Genomic DNA, 19,674 nt, shown 5'->3' with positions numbered 1-19,674 from the left:
AATAGTTGTATTAAAGAATTCCTATGATTGCTAATAGTCTGATATGGGTTACTTTTACATTTGTTTGCGCTGTTGTCAGATTGAATTTTGCTTCCAATAAAGCGTTTTCTGCTTCCAAAAGGTCTGTCAGTAGTGATTCCTGATTTAGGTAGCTGCTTCTGATAACACGAACTGTTTCGGTAGTTTTAATGATATTATGCTCTGCCGTTTCCACACTCTCCAAAGCCTGCTGTTGCTGTAAATAAACTTCTCTTACCTGAAGATAGATTTCGTCCTTCTTCATTTCAGCTTTTTCTTTAGCCTGACTGCTGACAACTTGGGCACGAGCAATGGTATGTTTGCTTTTGTACAAATTATCGATAGAATATTGGACTTTAATTCCTGTCTGACCAAATCCCCACAAATCGTTTGAGTACGGATAAAAGGAAATTTGAGGATAGTTGTAATTATAATTAGAGTACAAAGAAACTTTAGGCAATATCGTAGCTTTCATTTGTTTTACGTTCAGTTCACTCCATTTGATGTCACTAATGGCTATTTTGTATTCTGGAGATTTGTTGAAAGCGATGTCTACATAATCATTATAGTCACCGTCTGTGATAGCGTTTAATTCAATTATATCTTCGGGTTGTATTGTTAATTCAGCATCATTTTTACGCCCCATCAGTATATTGAGCCGTTGTTTAGCGATCTCAATCTTCTTCTTAACGTCGGAAAGACTAAGTTCCAGTTGAGACAATTTCACAGAGATTCTCAGCACATCACTCTTTAGTACGGTGCCGTTTTTATGCAGACTTTCTATTAATCTCAATTGCTTTTTTTCTGCTTCAGTCTCTGCATTAAGAAAATCATAGAAATGTAAAAATTTGTATAAATCAAAATAAGCAATTGCGACATCATATTTTACGCTATGCTTTTGGAGATCCAGTTCATATTGTTTTCGTGTCTCTTCTTCCTTTTTCATGACGATGCTCCTTTTGTCTTTACCGCCATTGTAAAGATTAAAATTTAAGTTGTAGCCTACGCCGTACCCATAGCCTTTTACAGCCACATCCTGTGGAGAAGAGAATAATCCATTGTCATAGATCAGAAATTTAGAATTGAGTTTTAGGTCTGCTCCTACCGAAAGTTCCGGTAACAAACGGTCTTTGGCTTCCAATATTTCTATTGTACTTTGCTGATGATTTAGGTCGTATAGTTTCAGTTGTCGATTATTCATTTCTGCAACTTTCCATATTTCTTCCAAACTTAAAGATTGGACTTTTTCTGTATGTTGAGCGTAAATAGAGGGTGCAAATAACAACATCAGTATGCTCAAAATCAAAACTGTTTTATATTGTTTCATTGGTTTTGTTTTTATAAATGATTGGTTTCTTTCTCTTTATTAACCATTGTTTTAGCATCTTTTTCAACTCATCAAAAGCAAAGCTTAAATCTATCATTGGCATAAAGGGGCTGGAATAAGCACAAGACAGCCCGTAAATGTTGGCTTTATCAATTTCTTTATTTGGACGAGGTAATTGATGTTCAGATTTTTTCACTTGTGTTTCATGTTCAAAATCTTTGTCGGGTTTTATGATTTTACGTTTCATATTGATTTTGGTACTATTAATACTGCAAAATTATTCAACGCACTTAGCTTCATTTTTATATAATTAGCCTAATATTTGCTATATTTGGCCACATGGATATACTTAGTCAATTAATAAGTAGTGTGGATCAAAATCCCCATTCAATCCTTGTGATGAGACAACAGACGGAGCAGCGTTTACCTGCTCATAAGCACGATAAGGCTCAGTTATTATTGGTTTATGGTGGAATTGCTTACTTGCAAACAGACGAAAAGGATTTCTATATCCCATCTAACCATTACATATGGATACCAAAAAATTATCCGCACAATCTGATGTTTAATACACAGGATTTGTACATTATCAATATTTACTTTCCAGACGAAAAAGATGGTGAATTTTATGATGAACTGGGTATTTATCCCGTTAGTAAGTTGCTGGCAGAGATGCTCTCATTTAGCGAGAAATGGCAAGGTGATTATTACAAAGGTTCGTGGGAATTTGAATTTCTATCCACGCTTAAGAATGTATTATCAAAGGAAAACCTCAAAAAATTCTCCATTCAACTACCTACAACGGACGATCAAAGGCTCAATGCCATAATCGACAGTTTTAGAAATCGATTAAATGAAAATCTAAGTTTAGATCGAATTGCTCAGCAATCAGGAATGAGTGTGAGAAGTCTGACCAGATTATTCCAAACGAAATTGCATATCACTTTTGTTCAATACTTAAAAATGCTGCGGATTATCCGGGCGATGGAATTGATAAAAGATACAAATCTGAATATGACCGAAATAGCCTATGAAATTGGATATTCGAATATAGCTGCATTTAGCAATAATTTTCAGCAGCTGACCAATATGAGACCTACGGAATTTAAAATGAAATAAGCAGTAAGATAATAGTTGTTTTAACTATTATCTTATACTAAAATAACTTATAGTTAAGTTTTATTATCTGATAGTATCCTTAAATGGATCAACACTTATTTCCATCATCAATTTTTCAAAAAAGAAATAGAAACCAAACGTATTTCTAATTTTCTTAGGTTCACTTTCAAATTGCAAGTCAGCTTCTGTTTTTAACTTTTCATAGATATCCCAAACTGCGTGCTCATCCTTCTGATAAAATCCGATGTGGAAATTCTCCGGATATTCAGGCGTATTTTCCTTGTGGTTCAATTCCTGTCCCCAAATAACTAAGGCAAAATTATGGTCATTTTCTAGAACTGCCATTTTGTTGTTTCGATTGACAATTAAACTAAAACCTAAGGCTTTTGTAAATAAATTTATAGCTTTATTTACGTCTTGTACAACGATGTTGATGTGATTTAAATTCATTTTGTTCTTGTTTTAATTACAGAACAAAATTACTTTTCCGGCATCAGGCTAAATTGGATAAATCGGTCGTTTTCGTTTTTATTTAAGATAATTGGTTTTACCCCTGCAAACTTTTTCACTTCCCTTATAAAATGAGATTGGTCTGCATAATTGAGTTGGGGGTAGAAATCCCCATTTTTTAGTTGTTTTAATGAGTTGGAGAAACGGATAATATTGAGATAGGTCTTAAGCGTTACGCCAAACCATTTGTGGAAATAACGGTTCATTTGTCTGCTACTCCAAAAAGTATTTTCTTCGAGTTCTTTTACAGTAATTTCTCCTTTTGAATCATAAATGAGTTTAAATAATTTCTTTTTTCGGTTTTCTATTTCTTTGGATAATAACAAAGAAATGATCTCAATAGTCTTATAGTAAAATTGGTTGAAATCGATCAGGTCATCTCTTGAAAATCCCCAGTAATCTGTCGGAAGTATTTTCTTCGTGTTATTTAAATCTGCAAAAGATTGTTTGAAAATATATTCGGCAGCAATGGGGTAAAAGCTGATTGCAAACATTGTAGATTTGGGAAATGGAGGTTTGCTAATGGGAACAGAACATATCCCGGCAACGAAAATTTCAAAATTTCCATTTTCATCGGCTAACAGAAATAAATCTATTTTTCCATCGGGAACTATAATGCCTTCTTTTTCTTCTTCGGAGTGGTTTTTTACCATCCAGATGCTTTCCACGATATTGGTTAGCGATTCATCGGGTTGAAGACAGATATATTCTAATTTATTTATTGGGAAAAACATTTTTAATTAGCATGAAATAAATATACATTTCACAAAATTACAAATTTGACACCTCGTTATTAAGTCCCATTTTCTTCCAGATATAGTAAAATCATTTGTCAAGTTTCTAATTGATTTAGATATACTAAAAAATAAAGTTCCAAAAAATATTACTCAAAGAATATTGTTTTACACAAACTTTCTAATACTTAACATATATCCTAAATGCATTCCTTCGTGATAATTATTACATTCAAATGCATCATTGATGGAAGACAAATGGAAACCGATACCTGTAGTTCGTTCTTTGTAAGTCATAAAGATATTCTTTTTAAAATCTGTTATTGTTAAATCAATGAATGAAGTCAATAACCCTTTAAGTTCAGCAGCTTCTTTTTCAGAAACAGGCTCTGTAGGTTTGGTACCAGACTGATATTTATTAAACAACTAATCTGAAATATATCCTTGTAGGCCAGAGCCTCTATAAATCAATTTTTGTTGTGTTACAATGATATGCCCAATATGCCAGATAAGATTATTGTTGAAACCATTTGGAATTTTGTTAAGCTGATCTAATGAATAATTTTCAAAGTAACTTAAATAGATTCTACGACTTGTTTCCCACGTTTTAAATAATGCTTCCATATTGTTCTATTGAATTTGTAAATATTCTTTATTACATTAAGAGTGTATGCTTGTAGAAATTTGTTCTAACAAAAATACTAAATATGATAAAAATTATAATTTTTGAAAATTGAATTGCTAGGAACAAAGAATCTTAAGAGTACTTTTGTTGATTATAATTCTGAACTAAAGCAATTAGCTTTCGAAGTTGTAAAATTTTCAACCTCGAAAGCTGATTTTTTTATATTTTCATTAAAAGACAAATCACAGATAGCACAGCCCAGAGCAATAAATCAGATTTAATTATCATTAAGTTGAAGATATTCAATTATTTTCCCGTCTTTTTGTTCTACTATAAATCGAACACCTGTACTAACTCTGTTAACTGGAATAATTATTCTTTTTGACTCTTTTTCAAGTATTTTCCAAAAAGCTTCCAAATCGTCAACTACAAATATTGCATTAACCAAGCTAGGTATCTCCAGCGCCTCAGGACCGTCCACAGCACCCAAAATAACAAAATGATCCACTAAATTTAATTGATACCCGTCGTGGGCAGCTGAAAGAGAAACATTTTTACCAGTAATTTTTCTATAAAAAGCTACTGTATCTTCAAAATCATCAGTAACAATTGGTAACAATACTATTTTAATTTCCATAAACTTAATTTATAACTTTGCACCAAAGCTATGCTGATGATCAGTAGTACGCAATAACTCATTTTTTTATTAGTAATGTAATGGGAAAGAAAATTAAAGAAAGCTCCACCAACCAGGCCAATAGAAGAATATTATCAGAAAGGTGTAGAGTAAATGATACACTTAGTTTGGTAGGTACACGATGGCTGATGACAATATTATATGAAATTTCATTAGGGAATAATCAATTTTCTACACTAACTAAAAGCATTCCTGAAATTTCGGAACATGTTCTTGCAACTCGTGTAAATAATTTGGTCGAAAACAACTTAATCGAGAAGAATGAAAGAATGAATACGGCTCCTTTACAAATAATTTACTCTACTACTGATAAAGAGAAGCAACTCTTATTACTAGTCGATAGCTTATGCAAATGGGATGGATATTGGAATAGCTAATATCTTGTCATTGAATATAATTGATTAAAAAGAAGATCTGTGTATAAACAATTAGAAAAATATTTTAAAACAAGAACTGAAATTGACGATAAGACACTTTCTTATATTTCCTCATATTTCAAACTTAAAAAGACCAAACGAAACGAATTTCTATTGAAAGAAGGCGAAATTTGCAAACATTACTATTTTGTAAACAACGGCTGTATAAGACTTTTTAGCGTAAATGAACAAGGAGAAGAGGGAACAAGATATTTTCATTTTGAAGATGCTTTCAGCACTGCTTTACCAAGTCTCATCAATCAAAAACCTTCATTTGAATTTATGCAGACTATTGAAGCTTCGGAACTTTTAGTCATAAACCGTGAGGACTATTTTCATTTAGTTGAAAAAGTTCCCCAGTTTGCTTTCGTTTACCGACAAATTTTAGAGTCAGCTTATATCAAATCACAGGAACGTATTTATTGTTTTCAAAAGTTAGAGGCCATAGAAAAAGTCCGTTGGGTTTTGACAAATCAATCGAAATGGCTGACAAAACTATCAAACAAAATGGTTGCCTCGTATTTAGGGCTCACCCCTCAGACATTGAGCAGATTAAAATCGAAGGTCTGAAAATGTGAACATAGAACAACGTTTTCGAAAAATACTCTCATCATCTTTGTACTTCACTAAACAATAAAAAGTTCAATTATGATTTTAATAACAACACCAACAGGAAACACAGGTTCAATGATTCTGCAACAACTGGTAGAGCAGGGACAACAGGTGAGAATTTTTGTTAGGGATCCTAAAAAAATATCAGCTGACATTTTAGAAAAAGTAGAAGTTGCCACAGGCTCTTTGTTGAATGAATCTGAATTCACAGAAGCATTACAAGGCTGTGATACTCTTTATTTTTGTGTTCCTCAAAGCAATACACAAAGAGATGTAAATGCTTATTACGAAGAATTTGCAATAGTAGCTTCAAAAGCAATTAAAAATACAGGTACAAAAAGAGTTGTTTATTTATCCGGCGGCGGCAAAGAAAGTAATTTACAGGCCGGTCTTATAACAGCACTGCATAAAGGCGAAGACATCATCAGTCAATCCGGAGCATCAGTAAGGGCATTGCGTTGCCCGGTCTTCTTTGAAACCCTTTTGTATCAGACTGTATCCCTAAAAAAATCAGGAACTTTTTTTTTGCCCATTGACGGAGATTACAAAGCGCCACAAATCGCAGTAAAAGATATCGCATCAAAAACAGTAGAATTACTAATTGACAAAACCTGGACAGGTATTGAAGGGTTAACAGTTCAAGGTCCGGCAGATTTAAGCTACAATGGGATTGCTTTACAAATGAGTGAATTAACAGGAAAGTCTATTCGTTTTCAACAAGTTTCAGAAGAGGACTATATAAAAACGCTTTTGGAAGACCATCATACAAGTGAAGCATTTGCAAACTCTCTGACCGATATGCTAACGGCAATCGGGAATGGCTTGTATGACACAGAACCGAGAACAGCGGCATCTACAACACCGACAACAATTAAAGAATGGATGAGTGATAATTTAGTTTCTAAAATAAAATAAAGCTAAATATAAAAACATTTGAAATGGCATTGTTACTTACCACAATTCCCTTACTTCCTGTTATGAGGTTTGTAAATAAAATTTTGGTCGGTGTTTAGAAAATAAAACGAATATCCGCAACAAAAAGGCTTTTAAAAAGGTTTTGCAATACCGTATAGCATTAGTAAGAAGATTAATATTGTTGTCAGTGGAATGGAGCGTATCAAAAATGAACCCAACTTACAGCATCTGGTATAACAAAAGTTAGAAAAAAGTTAGAGAGAATATTTCGAAATCCTTTGCGGAAGCAGACGAAACAGGGAGCAGTTCATCAGTAGCCTTGATAATTCCTTATTGATATGTATTATTACATAAATAAATCAAGCTTTTCCTTTAACGCTGCATAATATCTATCAACTGCATCTGGATGATAAGAGAGATAAAGGAATGGCTCAACAAGTTCCAGCTCCATCAACATAAAACGTCCGTTTACCATCAAACCATCAACACGGGCGTAGAGCGTATCTTTTGCATATTTAGAAATATACTTCTCTGCTTCTGCAATATTGCGCTGATCCGGAGATATCGGTTCAATAGTTCCCCCAAAAATCTGTTGAACCCTGAAATCGCCTTCTTTCGGCTTTTTAATAATGGTATGGCTGTATTTTCCGCCAAGGAAGATAAATGACCATTCTCCATCCTGAATTTGGGACATCATAGGCTGAACGATATAATCACCTTCTTTCAAGAGTTTGACCACAGTCTCACTATCTCTGTCTGTGTTATGTTTATCTAAAACTATTGTGTTTCGTGAGCCACCGCTTATACAGGGCTTTAATATCAATTTGTCGGTATCTAACTTAGCAAAAAATGGCGAAAGATCCTCCTTCCACCCTTTAGTCAGAAATATGGAAGGTATGATCTCAAATCCCGATTGCTCAACTTCCTGAAGATAGTGTTTGTCCATATTCCATCGGACAACCTTATAGTCGTTAAGCAGCTTAACGTTGATAGACTCCAGCTGATCAAGCCATCGGTCGAACTGCTCGAACTTTTGATGATAGTCCCAAGGTGTCTTCAGAAGGGCGACATCATATTTCGTCCAATCGACCTGTGGGTCATCCCATATTTCAGAGGTAATATCAAAGCCTCTATTCCTTAGGAACGGTAATAGGTCTTCATTTTCATTGAAGCCGTTGGCTTTGGCATACTTGAGTGCTCCGCTGTAAGTGATATAGGCAATTTTCATAATAATAAGATGTCAAAAGGTAAAAACCAGGCGATCTGAAATAGAACGCCTAATTTAATGAATAATTTCTTTCAGAAAAGATGGTTTACCAGTCCTGTGAAGTTGGACTGACCACAATATCGTTGACATTGACATTGTCTGGCTGGCTAAATGCAAATAAGACCGCGTTGGCAATATCCTCCGATTCTATGGCTTGCTTATTTAGTTCGGCAGCGATCTCCGCTCCTTCCTTGTTGGTCACTTTATCAGCCCAGCCTGTGTTGATGACACCTGGACTGATCAGGCTTATCTTGATACCATTGTGTACGGAAACTTCTTTTCGTAAGCTTTCAGTGATAGCACGCACAAAAAACTTTGTTCCGTGATAGATTCCGGCACCTACATCTATATTGATTCCCGCTACTGAACCCATATTGAGAATATGACCGGATCTCTGATCCAACAATTTCGGAAGGACAGCTGCGATCGCATTTAGATAGCCCTTAATGTTCGTGTCGATCATTTTGTTCCACTCGTCGATCGCCACATCTTTCCATTGTGAGAAAAGCATTAGGCCAGCATTATTGACCAGGTTGTCGATCCTTCCATACTTGTCAATGGCAAATTCGACCATTGCCTTCATCTGTTCCAGATCTGTTACATCAGCCACAAAAATTTCAGCCTGTCCTCCTGCACGTTCGATCTCCTGTTTAACTTTCTCTATTTTGTCATCAGCCCTGGATACCAGTAGGATCTTACTTCCCGCATTGGCTAGTTTCAAAGCTGTTGCTGCCCCGATGCCTGATGATGCTCCTGTGATAATGGTCACAGCATCCGTTAATTTTTTCATATTATCTATTGATTTTACTTTTTATTATAATGAGTTACTTTGAAAGATAGATGACAGGCTTTTCCTGTAATTTATCAAATGATGCAAAGAAAGCCTTTGAATATGGTTGTTCATTATGAAGGTCCAGGCCTTCTTGACTTTCCCATTCCTCGTTGAGGACAAAAACGTTTTCATCCTCTATGCTTTGATGCACATCATACTGTACGCAGGCTGTCTCTTGTCTTGAAGAGGCAGGCAACTGCTCCAGCATTGACTTCATCTCGGTTAGGTATTCTGGCTTTACTTTTACGATTGCCGTTAAAAAAATGCTCATAATAAATTTTGATGTTTACATTGAATCAGATAAATACGCTCTTTACCAAATGGACGCTTAATTAAAAAGCAAGTTCGTAATGTTTAGGGAACGGAATATCTGAACGCAGTTCCTTTGCAGCATGCAATGGGAAATACGGGTTTCTTAAAAATTCCCTTGCGATCGATACAAAGTCGGCATCGCCATTGACCAAAATGGTCTCTGCCTGCTGAGCGCTGGTGATCATTCCCACAGTTCCCACAAGCAACCTGTCCCCCACTACCCTTTTGATCGCGCTCGCCAAAGGTAGCTGGTATCCTGCTCCTACTGGGATCTTTGCATCAGGAACAGTACCTCCCGTCGATACATCGACAAGGTCAATTCCGGCTTCTGCCAGTTTATCACTCAACCAGACAGAATCTTCGCTTGTCCAACCCTCTTCCATCCAATCGGTGGCAGAGATGCGGACTGCAATAGGTAGATCGGCAGGCCATCCCTGCTTAACTGTATCGATGACCTCAAACAAAAGTTTCGAACGGTTTTCAAGACTTCCCCCGTACACGTCAGTTCTTTTATTGGTGATGGGCGACAAGAATTCGTTAAGCAGATAACCATGTGCACTATGGATCTCTATCAATTCAAATCCAGCCTCCAGGGCTCTGCGTGCCGCTTCAGCAAATGCCTTTTTAAAAAATTCAATATCTTCCAGCGTCATCTCCTTTGGTTTCTGCATTTCTGCAGAAAAAGGAATTGGGGATGGCGCGATCACTTCCCATCCATCGGTATCTTCAGGCATCAGATGCCTGCTGTCTCTGCCGGAGACCCAGTTGCTTCCCTTACGACCGGAATGTGCTAGCTGAATGGCAGGAATACTTCCATTGCTTTTTATAAATTCGGCAACTTTAGCCAATGATCCAATATGTTCGTCCTTCCAGATACCCAGATCTCCCACACCGATCCTTCCATTGGCCAAAACAGCGGTAGCCTCCAACATCACCGCTCCTGCACCACCCATAGCCCTCGATCCGTAATGTACCAGATGCCAATCGCTGGCAAATCCCTCTACTGAAGCATACATGCACATTGGAGAGGTAAAAATTCTATTTCTGAATGTGACTGATTTTACAGTCATCGGACTGAATAATTTAGACATAAAATATTTTTTTAAATAAAAACGCAATATGAAAGGCTTTAAAACCCGCCGATATTGCGCTTGGTTTGGATGATATATTACTTTTCGTAAAGATGGAAGAGTTTGGCCACCACCTTCCACTCACCGTTGATCTTGATAAGGGAATGATAATCAGTAAAGTCCTCATCTGCTGCATCGTGCTCCATTTCCACACGTACAGTTGCTGTGGTGGGCGTTTTGTGCAGAACCGTAAGATGCGTTACTATGTTAGGGGCCGCACCGAATTTTTCTACGTAGGTATATAGATTCTCTATACTTCCTTGAGACAATTCTTCTCCCAGGTGACCGTACATTACGGCATCTTTGTAAAAAGTTTTTCGCAGCTGTTCCACATTCCCGGTTTTTAAACCTTGAACATAACCTTCCACAACTGCTAAAACGTCCTGATAATCCTGAACGGTATTGATATTTTTATTGATTGACATAATTTTATTTTTTAACGTGATAAATTTTGCTGATGATCTTCCATTGGTCGCCTGTTTTGACAAGCGTGAACATATCAGCGAACTTTGTAGGTCCAAATTGCGACTCGATCCTTGCAATGGCTGCATCTTCCTCAACATTTAAAGCTGTCAGTTCATAGCTTGCTTCTGACGGTCCGCTTGTATCAAAAAGATCATAAAGGGCCTGGATGGGAACACTTTTCAATTCACCATTCTCATTCCACGACATGGTCGCTGTTTGCGCAAATGCTTCTTTAGCCGTTTTGATCTCCTTTGCGTCCACCTTCAACATAAAGGTCAATTCCATGAAGAATTCCTTTTTTTTGTTCTTCTGTACTTTGCATAACTTGATTGTTTTTAATTTTTGTTTCGTTACTATTATTGCAGGAATTCATCATTAATAGAAATATTCCCGCAAGTAGGGTAATTGTTGTTTTCATAGGACAAAATTATAGCGTTAGATCTATATGTATTTTTCTAAATGGTTCAAATATTTTGACTATAAAGTCCTTTTTAATATCCTATATCTATTTTAAAGCATTCTAGCCAGGTCTTAATGCGTCTAAAAAGTTGATGAGTGTTAAAAAGTAATTCCGTCTCGGGAATAAAAGCCGACGGCTCCGGTTCAAAGTGGAGCCGTTTGGCATTTATTGCGCTAACAATATTAGTAGTTTAAAAGTCACTCCTGCCTTTACTAACATCGGTCCAAATAATTCCTAAACAAAATTACAGTGATACCACAGGTGGTGTTTTTCTAATTAGTTCAAAGACTTTAACTATAAAGTTCTTTATACTATTCTTTGAACAGTGTAAAAAGTAATTATCCGGGTGGAGGTTCAGGTCTCTTGGACTGGCTGCAGCAAAAGCTGTTGCGAAGAAAGGTGCAACCGTCATAATTCTATCAAGAAACCAAGCCGAAATTGATCGTGCTCTTACCGAAATACGAGGTGAGGTTAAAGGATATGCTGTAGATCTCAGCAAGGAAAATAATACAAAGATTTTTTTGAGAAGGTCAGTAACTTTGATCGCTTGATTTATACTGCCGGAGTCATGTTGCAGATACCTTGAAAATCCTTTTAAAGCTGAATGAGATTCTCACGTAAAGATAGGTAAATTCTAAAAATATGCTGTATGATTACCGTTGATAATATTGAATCAAAAAAAATATAAAACTACACAAGAACAACAGATAATACATGGCACCGGAACTGTGGCCATGACATCAGTCGAACTGGTAATGGCTTTGAGAGCACCCTCATCTAGGGAGTGGATAGATGATACAAGGTTTGTTAGTGGAAATAAAATTATAAGTCGTGTAATACTTCCGAAATTGGCGTGTCTCCATCCTGCATCATCAACACTTTTCCAATAGTCGAGCTATTTTCAAGAACGGCAATTAAGGTATCAACCACATTTCTTATTGAATTTGGGGCAGGTTTACTGACCTTTAACGTAATTTTACCCGTACCTGGCTCATCCCTTAATGGCCCCGGCTGTAAGATGGTGTAATCAAGTGCGGTTTGGGTAGACAGGTATAAGTCGGCATAGTGCTTGGCAATATTATAGTCTGTAAGGTTTACCAGGGCTGGGTCATTCCAGTGTTCAGGTTGCAGTGCAAATACCGAACTCAGCATAATATATCTTTTTATACCCGCCATCTCAGCAGCCTGCATGGTTTTGACCGCTCCATGCAGATCAATCTGCAGGAGGTTTTTGCCTCGGGAACCTGAAACAAAATAAACGGCATCAGCACCCTTGATACTTGCGGAAATTGTTTCTACATCGCTTAACAATCAATATAGACCTGTGTAACATTGGCTTGTTCAGAATCCAGGTCTGTCCTTCGTGATCCCGCAAGCACCTGATAATTCTTATCTGCCAGTTTTTTTAAGAGGGAAGATCCCACACGTCCGTTGGAACCGATTATCAATACTTTCATAATATCAAATTTTTTTTAATTGCGGAACACACTAGGTGGCTGTCCATAATGTTCTTTAAAAATTCTTGAAAAATGGGATACATTCTCAAAACCCAGCGAGTAGCATATGTCAGCGACTGCCATATTGGTCGTTTCCAATATTTCTTTGGCTTTTTCAAGCCTTTTTTCTCTTATCCATAGTGCCGGCGTCATGTTGTAGATGCCCTGAAAATCCCTTTTGAAGCTGGATAAACTTCTGCCAGAAAGATAGGCAAGTTCTGATAGTGATACTGGAGATGCATAATGTTGCTCCACCACATGACGGATATCTGCCCGCACAGGCTCGTGCAGCTGTAGAATTTGCAGAAACATATTGCGGTTTCCATCCGCAACATCATACAAGAGTTCCATTATTTTTAGTCGCAACTGGCCTGGATGTACGGTCGAATGGTCAAAAAAATAAGGTTTCAAGGAATAGGCGAAAGCAACAAGGCATTCATTCATTGGGTAGACACCTGTTTTGATCTCACCTTCGATCTTTGGGATCTTAATATCGGAAGTTGCCAGAAAAGACTTCAAAAGCTCATCCTTGATGCTGAACATCAGGCTGTCGTAGATATTGTCATTATCCGGGTTACCGACCTTATCATATTTTACCGCCATCGCTTTTTTAAGCAGGATCATCTCATTCTTCCCTACGACATATTCCTGTTTTCCATAGGTTAATGTTACAGTACCATCAAGTACGATAAGCAGCAGATGTTCCTCAAGATACATCGTACCTTTCGCCTCCATACTATGTATACATTGCTCTATGACAACACCACCATCAAGCATCAGTGCGCTTTGTGATGCAGGTCCGCTAATTAATGAGGTTGGCACTTTAACTATTTTTTTCATACCTTCTAAATTCAATAATATTTATAACTAAAATATACCCATTAAAATAATAAATTTACCTAATTAACTATCTAAGATAATCAACAAATGTATGAAATTGCCGTTCATAGTACTTTTCTAATAAGTCCATTTATTTTATTTAAAAGGTTCACAAATACATTATCAAAAATTCATCAAGCTTAATTTCTGAAAAGAATTTATTGCAGGACACAAGAAATCCGGATATTGACCCGGATTTAGATATTATATTAGAATCTCAATTTATTTTATAATAACCTTTAGTAAGAGCTGAATAAAGAGGTGGATGAATTCAGTCAAGAGTTGATCATTGCCCAGATCGAATTGATGCTTAGCTATGTGAATCGGATTTACAAGCGCCAATTCATTACCCGAAAAGTCGCCAACAATGACATTCTTGAGAAAACAGAAAGTATTTTGGATGATTACCTTAATTGGAAAACGCTACATTTGGGTGTCCCCACCGTACAATATCTGTCTGACCAATTGCATATTTCACCAGGTTATCTCAGTGATTTGCTGCGCTCACTTATTGGTAAAAACACAAAACAATATATCCACGAAAAGCTCATTGAAAAAGCAAAAGAAAGATTAACGAATACGGAATTGACTGTCAGCGAGATCGCTTATGAATTGGGTTTTGAACATGCGCAATCTTTGAGCAAGCTTTTCAAAATAAAGACCGATATGTCTCCTTTAGAGTTTAGAAATTCCTTTCATTAAAAAGGTTTGACATCGATAAAATACAGATATGAACTGGGGAGATGCCATATGGTTTTTCCCGCGACTCCAATTAAAAATCTGTGATTGCATATTGGAGGAAACTTCGACTTTTTCTATCTTCTACCTGATTGTATCATCTGATCTTAATACATAGAAAATTTCAACTTCTTTTTTTGGTGGCATGTTGTATCTTAGCTAAGCTTTTAATTGAGTCAGATTCATTGTTTAGATTTCTTTGAAATATGTTAAAAGCACAGTTTTAAAAAAGAATAAAATTTGTAACTTTTTAATGGAAAACTTCGAAAAATTTATAAAAAAAACCATTAGTATTGATGAAACCGAATTGAAAATCGTACTATCGAGATGCAGAAAAAAGTCGGTTCCGAAAGGAAAATTAGTTCTGAAAAAAGGGCAGATTGCCAATCAGTATTTTTTTATTATTTCCGGCGGTCTGCGTTTCTTTTATGAAGGCCCGACCAGTGAAAATACAACCTGGGTCGTTTTTAAAAATGAGTTTTTCACAGAAATCTCAAGCCTTAATCCGCAAAAACCAACCAGGTTCAACATCATCGCTGTAGAAGATTCAGAACTGGTTGTCATCGATAAGAAAGATATGGACTTTCTTTATGGTCACGTCCCTGTTTGGCATGAGTTCGGCAGGAAAATTTGGGAGGAAACGACGGTGAGAATGATCGACCAGATTCTGAATTTTCAGACACTTACCGCAGAAGAACGGTATCTGGAATTTGCTAATACACCAGAGATTCTGCAGAAAATTCCTGTCAAACAATTGGCATGCGTCTTAGGCATCACGCCCAATGCTTTGAGCCGAATACGAAAAAATATCAAATAAATCATTTACTACCAGATGGTAGTTTTGCCGGCAAAAAGACAATTTATCTTTGTATCAAATTAAAATTGATATGAACAAAAATTCAAATGTTATTGCAGACAAGTATTCTGATACTGAATTGATCAAGAATCTCCCGGGCTTTGAAAATAAATATATTACCGTCAATAGTATCAAACTACACTATGTTGAAGGTGGAACTGGTAAACCATTGATCTGTCTTCCAGGATGGCCACAGACCTGGTATTCATTACAACCCGTTGCGATGCAATTGTCAAAAGAATACCGCGTCATTATAATTGAACTGAGAGGTATGGGAACTTCGGAAAAACCTGAATCGGGTTATGATAAAAAGACAATGGCTACCGATATTCATCAGCTTGTGTTACAGTTAGGTCTTGAGAAAGTTAGTTTGATGGGACATGATATTGGCGGAATGGTAGCGATGAGTTTTGCTTTTAACTTCCCTGAATCCACGGAAAAACTGATCGTTCTTGACGGCTCACATCCAAGTGAAGGCATGTACCAAATGCCACTCATACCGTCTCCCGGAACTTTTAATGAAAAAATGGACGGCAATATGCCTTATGCCTGGTGGATGGGATTTAATCAGGTAAAAGGTTTGCCCGAGCAATTGTTGGAAGGTCGATTCCACCTCTTGCAGGAATGGCTTTTTAAATATGTGATGATCGATGAAAACAAAATGACTGAACTTGAAAGAGCGGTTTATGCAGCAGCTTACAACGATAAAGAAAGCATACGATCATCCAATGCGTGGTATCAGACTTTTCAGCAGGACATTGAGGATTCCAAACATTATCCACAATTGACGATGCCGGTTTTAGGAATTGGAAGCTACATCAGCTACAATTATATGAATTACGGATTGCCTTTTGTGGCTACTGACCTTAAGGTCGTTGGGATCATGGACAGCGGACATTATTTATTTGAAGAAAAACCACAGGAAGTGCTTGATGTCGTACTACCCTTTATAGCATCGTAAAAAAATAAATATTTATGGAAAAAACAATTTTAGTTGCAGGCGCAACAGGCAATTTAGGAAACAGAATTTGCAGAGAATTAGTAAAACGTGGCGCTACAGTCAAAGCTATTATCCGTGAATCAACTGATACAGATAAAATAGAAATTCTTAAAGAATTGGGTGCTGAAGTTTCGATCATTGATTTAAATGATGTGAATGCCATATCTGCGGAATGCGCCAATGCCGACTGTGTCATTTCCGCAGTCGCAGGATTAGGAGATGTTATTATCGATCTTCAGAAAAAGATTTTAGACGGCGCTATAAAAGCAGGTGTCCCAAGATTTATCCCTTCCGATTTCTGTACTGATTACAATGATTTGAAGGAAGGTGAAAACAGAAATTTCGATTTAAGAAGAACTTTTAAAAAGTACATTGATCAATCGTCTATCCAAGCTACATCTATTTTTAATGGTTGTTTTGCAGATATTTTGAAGTACAACACGCCGATTCTTAATTTGAAGGAAAAAAGTATTGGTTATTGGGGAGACAAAGCAGATTGGAAATTGGATTTCACAACAATGGATAATACGGCATCCTTCACGGCAGAAGTTGCTTTGGACGATTCCGCACCAAGAGATCTTCAGATTGCCAGTTTTCAGGTGAGTCCGAATATGATCTTTGAAGATGTGAGACGGATTACCGGACAGGAATTCAAATTACATCAACTTGCAACATTAGAGAATTTTGCGGAATACATCAAGAAACAAAGAGCAGATGATCCGACAGGTGAAAATGAATTGTACGCAAAATTTCAACAAGGTCAATATATGTACTCAATGTTTACCACACAGCACAATGATCTGGCAAATGATCGTTATGAAAGTATTGTATGGACAACAGGTATCGATTATTTAAAAACATTTTTACAGTAATAATTACTCATAATTGATCCTTCCATCTGTCCGAAGATCAACGACCTGGGACAGATGGTTAAATGTTTTCATCTATACACCAAGATAACAATGATCTACCTTTTAAATTTACAATGGATCATTCACCACTATGCAGACCATTACTAATAAAGCTGTCCAACATCAGAGTGCAATATAAATAAAATATGATATCATAGATGTCAGATTATTTATCATCTGCAGGCTTAAAAGAGGTTGAGCTAATTCTAAGTGTTTGTATATTTGTGAAATACCATGAAGAATAAACTTTTAAGCACTTAATATTAAATATTCTGAACTATTAGCAGTCCTAAATGATGACGGGGAAGTTTACTTCGGAGACTTTCTCTAGTTATAGACAATTCAACTGGTGAAGACTGTAAGACAGCTGTAGGAAACATCGCCATTCCTTAAGACGTCATTCAGGGACAAATGAGAATGCGAAAAAAAAGAATTCTCGTACTCTGCTCCTTTATCATCAAGCAAATTTACAAATCCTTGTGAAATAGCAAGAAAACTCGTGCAGGCAGGAGATTACACACGACATTTTTTTGGGTTTTTACAGGATAAGGAAATTTTAAGACATAAGATACTTAATTTATTGGATCGGAAATAAGATTTTTTGAGTTTGATTTACAGAAAAACGCTCTATTTTTACTAAAAATTAATCTCAATGAATTATCAGACATTTGAACCTGGCTCAGACTTATCGATGGTGATCAAATGCTACTGGACACTGGAAGATTCAAGTTTGCAGAAAGCCGAAAAGCAAACCATCATACCTGATGGTTGCATGGAAATGATCTTTCATTACGGCGACCTGTACCGCCAGTATCTTAGCGATGGAAAGAGCATTATTCAACCAAGATGCTTTGTCATCGGGCAGCTTACCCGGCCGCTTGAAATAGAACCCACCGGAACAACGGGCATCTTTTCTGTTCGTTTCCATCCCAACGGATTTCTCCCGTTTGCCAACATCTCGATAAAGGAAATGGAAAACACGGCTGTTGCTTTGGAAAAAGTGTTCGGAAGTGAGGGGCGTAATATTGAGGAAAAGATATTGGAAACCACTTCCGTGAAGGAAAGGATCAACCTGATCGAAACATTTTTACTGAAAAAACTGACCCGTTTAGAGACCATTGACCACATCGTGAGAACGACTGTTGAGACCATTATGACGGGTAATGGGCAGCTAAGTGTAGAGGAAATATCAAAACAGACCAAGATACACCGCAGACAACTGGAAAGAAAATTCTCCTTAGCCATTGGTCTAAGTCCCAAACAACTTTCAAAGATCATCCGCCTCCAGGTAGCACTTAAAATAATGCTGAGTGGAGACGAAAAAAATCTGACATCACTGGCGTATGGTAACGACTTCTATGATCAGTCCCATTTCATAAAAGATTTCAGAGATCTGGTAGGCATGACCCCTAAAGATTTCTATGGCGGGCATTTGAAAATGACCTCTCTTTTCATTGCAGACTGACCTTGTCGCATTTTTACAATTTTTTGTTTTCTGAATCCTGCAACTTTGTATTTTAATCGGTTGATCTGTGACATTTAATAATAACTATCATTCAACTTAGTAAATCAAAAAGATGAAAAAAATAAATATTTGTTTTGCTGCTACCCTACTGGTAATTTGCGCCTGCACTATAAAAAGAAACAACGACATCAGCAGGATCGAATGGCTGGTCGGCACTTGGGAGCAGGACACCTCTAAAGGAAATATATATGAGACCTGGAGGAAAACCGGCGAAAATGAGCTGACCGGTAAAAGTTATAAGCTCAAAAATAACGATACCATTATATTTGAGACTATACGCCTGGTCCAGGACGATGGGCGGTTATCCTATATTCCTGCTGTAAAAGATCAAAATAGTGGCACTCCTATCCGTTTTAATGAAAGAACAACATCTAATACATTGCTGGTCTTCGAAAATAAAGAGCATGATTTTCCACAGGTTATTTCCTATACAAAGATTGGTAAAGATTCTTTGATGGCAGAGATTTCAGGGAAGAGAAACGATAAAGAAGAACATCGGTATTTTCCTATGCATCGTATCCGGTTGGAAAAATAGTGAGATAGTATATCAATTTTAAAATGGGTTTGATTATTTTGCAACAATAAGTCAGAGATTATTATTTCTTAATGACCATTTATAATCCGTTAGCATCATCAAATTTTTTCATTGCTTCACTTAGCAAACCTTCCTGCTCTTAAACTTTTTTATAAAGGGATTTTTTTTTGAAGTGCAAGGACAATCAGTTCATTGTGGACTCCCTTCATTTTATCCTGCGGGAGCTGATTGATAAGCACTTGCTGCCATCGTCTTTCAGACTTCCAAGATCTGCTATAATTTGTTGAACACAACA

At 36.7% G+C, this 19,674-nt stretch carries 28 protein-coding genes; 11 read left to right on the top strand and 17 right to left on the bottom strand.

Annotated features, from left to right (window positions below; all coding sequences use genetic code 11):
* Positions 1-10: 10 nt before the first annotated feature.
* Together ACED20_RS00970 and ACED20_RS00965 are read right to left on the bottom strand one after the other, a co-directional pair.
* Entirely contained in the window at positions 11-1,345 is a 1,335-nt protein-coding gene (locus ACED20_RS00970) for a TolC family protein (protein WP_288446104.1), read from the bottom strand.
* Positions 1,332-1,592, bottom strand: coding sequence for a hypothetical protein (locus tag ACED20_RS00965; protein ID WP_288446105.1), 261 nt, complete (start codon positions 1,590-1,592; stop codon positions 1,332-1,334). Before ACED20_RS00965 ends, ACED20_RS00970 begins: the two co-directional genes overlap by 14 nt.
* Positions 1,593-1,684: 92 nt before the next feature.
* Here ACED20_RS00965 and ACED20_RS00960 point away from each other — a divergent pair, with 92 nt between their 5' ends.
* Entirely contained in the window at positions 1,685-2,464 is a 780-nt protein-coding gene (locus tag ACED20_RS00960; RefSeq protein WP_288446106.1) for a helix-turn-helix domain-containing protein, read from the top strand.
* A 63-nt stretch (positions 2,465-2,527) separates the two neighbouring features.
* Here the strand turns inward: ACED20_RS00960 and ACED20_RS00955 are convergent, their stop codons facing one another.
* From ACED20_RS00955 to ACED20_RS00935, 5 genes are all read right to left on the bottom strand, one after another.
* On the bottom strand, positions 2,528-2,914 hold the full coding sequence (locus ACED20_RS00955) for a VOC family protein (RefSeq protein ID WP_288446107.1): 387 nt from the start codon (positions 2,912-2,914) through the stop codon (positions 2,528-2,530).
* Positions 2,915-2,943: 29 nt separating this feature from the next.
* Positions 2,944-3,708: an AraC family transcriptional regulator gene (locus tag ACED20_RS00950; RefSeq protein WP_288446109.1), complete on the bottom strand. Its 765-nt coding sequence runs from the start codon at positions 3,706-3,708 to the stop codon at positions 2,944-2,946.
* Positions 3,709-3,876: 168 nt separating this feature from the next.
* On the bottom strand, positions 3,877-4,134 hold the full coding sequence (locus ACED20_RS00945; RefSeq protein ID WP_288446110.1) for a hypothetical protein: 258 nt from the start codon (positions 4,132-4,134) through the stop codon (positions 3,877-3,879).
* Positions 4,135-4,332, bottom strand: a complete 198-nt coding sequence (locus ACED20_RS00940; protein WP_353938893.1) for a DinB family protein — start codon at positions 4,330-4,332, stop codon at positions 4,135-4,137. It lies immediately after the preceding gene.
* A gap of 278 nt (positions 4,333-4,610) precedes the next feature.
* A complete protein-coding gene (locus ACED20_RS00935; protein WP_266175969.1) occupies positions 4,611-4,970 on the bottom strand; it encodes a VOC family protein in 360 nt (119 codons plus the stop codon).
* Between the two features lie 80 nt (positions 4,971-5,050).
* On the opposite strand from ACED20_RS00935, the gene ACED20_RS00930 reads away from it, so the two are divergent.
* The 3 genes from ACED20_RS00930 (at position 5,051) to ACED20_RS00920 (ending at position 6,973) form a co-directional block, all read left to right on the top strand.
* On the top strand, positions 5,051-5,407 hold the full coding sequence (locus tag ACED20_RS00930; protein ID WP_288446112.1) for a helix-turn-helix domain-containing protein: 357 nt from the start codon (positions 5,051-5,053) through the stop codon (positions 5,405-5,407).
* Between the two features lie 39 nt (positions 5,408-5,446).
* Positions 5,447-6,016, top strand: coding sequence for a Crp/Fnr family transcriptional regulator (locus ACED20_RS00925; protein WP_288446114.1), 570 nt, complete (start codon positions 5,447-5,449; stop codon positions 6,014-6,016).
* A 78-nt stretch (positions 6,017-6,094) separates the two neighbouring features.
* Positions 6,095-6,973: an NAD(P)H-binding protein gene (locus ACED20_RS00920; RefSeq protein WP_288446115.1), complete on the top strand. Its 879-nt coding sequence runs from the start codon at positions 6,095-6,097 to the stop codon at positions 6,971-6,973.
* A 346-nt stretch (positions 6,974-7,319) separates the two neighbouring features.
* On the opposite strand, the gene ACED20_RS00915 is transcribed toward ACED20_RS00920, so the two are convergent.
* The 7 genes from ACED20_RS00915 to ACED20_RS00885 all read right to left on the bottom strand — a co-directional run bounded on the left by ACED20_RS00915 (position 7,320) and on the right by ACED20_RS00885 (position 11,397).
* Entirely contained in the window at positions 7,320-8,201 is an 882-nt protein-coding gene (locus ACED20_RS00915; protein ID WP_288446117.1) for a RimK family alpha-L-glutamate ligase, read from the bottom strand.
* Between the two features lie 85 nt (positions 8,202-8,286).
* Positions 8,287-9,030, bottom strand: coding sequence for an SDR family oxidoreductase (locus tag ACED20_RS00910; protein WP_288446118.1), 744 nt, complete (start codon positions 9,028-9,030; stop codon positions 8,287-8,289).
* Positions 9,031-9,064: 34 nt separating this feature from the next.
* Positions 9,065-9,343: a putative quinol monooxygenase gene (locus ACED20_RS00905; RefSeq protein ID WP_288446120.1), complete on the bottom strand. Its 279-nt coding sequence runs from the start codon at positions 9,341-9,343 to the stop codon at positions 9,065-9,067.
* Between the two features lie 61 nt (positions 9,344-9,404).
* A complete protein-coding gene (locus tag ACED20_RS00900) occupies positions 9,405-10,475 on the bottom strand; it encodes an NADH:flavin oxidoreductase/NADH oxidase (protein ID WP_288446121.1) in 1,071 nt (356 codons plus the stop codon).
* 77 nt (positions 10,476-10,552) lie between these two features.
* The gene (locus tag ACED20_RS00895; protein WP_288446122.1) at positions 10,553-10,939 is read right to left on the bottom strand and encodes a nuclear transport factor 2 family protein; all 387 of its coding nucleotides are present in this window, start codon (positions 10,937-10,939) and stop codon (positions 10,553-10,555) included.
* A gap of 4 nt (positions 10,940-10,943) precedes the next feature.
* On the bottom strand, positions 10,944-11,249 hold the full coding sequence (locus ACED20_RS00890) for a nuclear transport factor 2 family protein (protein WP_294332884.1): 306 nt from the start codon (positions 11,247-11,249) through the stop codon (positions 10,944-10,946).
* Positions 11,212-11,397: a hypothetical protein gene (locus ACED20_RS00885; RefSeq protein ID WP_288446125.1), complete on the bottom strand. Its 186-nt coding sequence runs from the start codon at positions 11,395-11,397 to the stop codon at positions 11,212-11,214. The genes ACED20_RS00890 and ACED20_RS00885 overlap by 38 nt, the downstream gene beginning before the upstream one ends.
* 410 nt (positions 11,398-11,807) lie before the next feature.
* Between ACED20_RS00885 and ACED20_RS00880 the strand changes: the two genes are divergently transcribed.
* The gene (locus ACED20_RS00880; protein ID WP_353938894.1) at positions 11,808-11,990 is read left to right on the top strand and encodes a hypothetical protein; all 183 of its coding nucleotides are present in this window, start codon (positions 11,808-11,810) and stop codon (positions 11,988-11,990) included.
* A gap of 271 nt (positions 11,991-12,261) precedes the next feature.
* Here ACED20_RS00880 and ACED20_RS00875 read toward each other — a convergent pair whose 3' ends face one another.
* The 3 genes from ACED20_RS00875 to ACED20_RS00865 are packed head-to-tail and all read right to left on the bottom strand — an operon-like array spanning position 12,262 to position 13,775.
* Positions 12,262-12,750, bottom strand: a complete 489-nt coding sequence (locus tag ACED20_RS00875; protein ID WP_288446126.1) for an NAD(P)H-binding protein — start codon at positions 12,748-12,750, stop codon at positions 12,262-12,264.
* Positions 12,744-12,896, bottom strand: a complete 153-nt coding sequence (locus ACED20_RS00870) for an NAD-dependent epimerase/dehydratase family protein (protein ID WP_288446128.1) — start codon at positions 12,894-12,896, stop codon at positions 12,744-12,746. The genes ACED20_RS00875 and ACED20_RS00870 overlap by 7 nt, the downstream gene beginning before the upstream one ends.
* A gap of 15 nt (positions 12,897-12,911) precedes the next feature.
* Entirely contained in the window at positions 12,912-13,775 is an 864-nt protein-coding gene (locus ACED20_RS00865; RefSeq protein ID WP_294332886.1) for an AraC family transcriptional regulator, read from the bottom strand.
* Positions 13,776-14,075: 300 nt separating this feature from the next.
* Between ACED20_RS00865 and ACED20_RS00860 the strand changes: the two genes are divergently transcribed.
* The 6 genes from ACED20_RS00860 (at position 14,076) to ACED20_RS00835 (ending at position 19,379) form a co-directional block, all read left to right on the top strand.
* Positions 14,076-14,516, top strand: coding sequence for an AraC family transcriptional regulator (locus ACED20_RS00860; RefSeq protein ID WP_294332888.1), 441 nt, complete (start codon positions 14,076-14,078; stop codon positions 14,514-14,516).
* 289 nt (positions 14,517-14,805) lie between these two features.
* On the top strand, positions 14,806-15,369 hold the full coding sequence (locus ACED20_RS00855) for a Crp/Fnr family transcriptional regulator (RefSeq protein ID WP_294332890.1): 564 nt from the start codon (positions 14,806-14,808) through the stop codon (positions 15,367-15,369).
* A gap of 70 nt (positions 15,370-15,439) precedes the next feature.
* The gene (locus ACED20_RS00850) at positions 15,440-16,369 is read left to right on the top strand and encodes an alpha/beta hydrolase (RefSeq protein WP_294332892.1); all 930 of its coding nucleotides are present in this window, start codon (positions 15,440-15,442) and stop codon (positions 16,367-16,369) included.
* Positions 16,370-16,383: 14 nt separating this feature from the next.
* Complete coding sequence (locus tag ACED20_RS00845; RefSeq protein ID WP_294332893.1) at positions 16,384-17,280, top strand: NmrA family NAD(P)-binding protein; 897 nt, start codon at positions 16,384-16,386, stop codon at positions 17,278-17,280.
* Positions 17,281-17,971: 691 nt separating this feature from the next.
* Positions 17,972-18,784, top strand: a complete 813-nt coding sequence (locus ACED20_RS00840) for an AraC family transcriptional regulator (RefSeq protein ID WP_294332894.1) — start codon at positions 17,972-17,974, stop codon at positions 18,782-18,784.
* A gap of 112 nt (positions 18,785-18,896) precedes the next feature.
* A complete protein-coding gene (locus ACED20_RS00835; protein ID WP_294332896.1) occupies positions 18,897-19,379 on the top strand; it encodes a DUF6265 family protein in 483 nt (160 codons plus the stop codon).
* Positions 19,380-19,674: the final 295 nt, after the last annotated feature.

This window comes from Chryseobacterium sp. sg2396 (assembly GCF_042610505.1).
In the GTDB taxonomy this organism is placed as follows: domain Bacteria; phylum Bacteroidota; class Bacteroidia; order Flavobacteriales; family Weeksellaceae; genus Chryseobacterium.
This window is presented reverse-complemented; position numbering and strand designations above follow the sequence as displayed.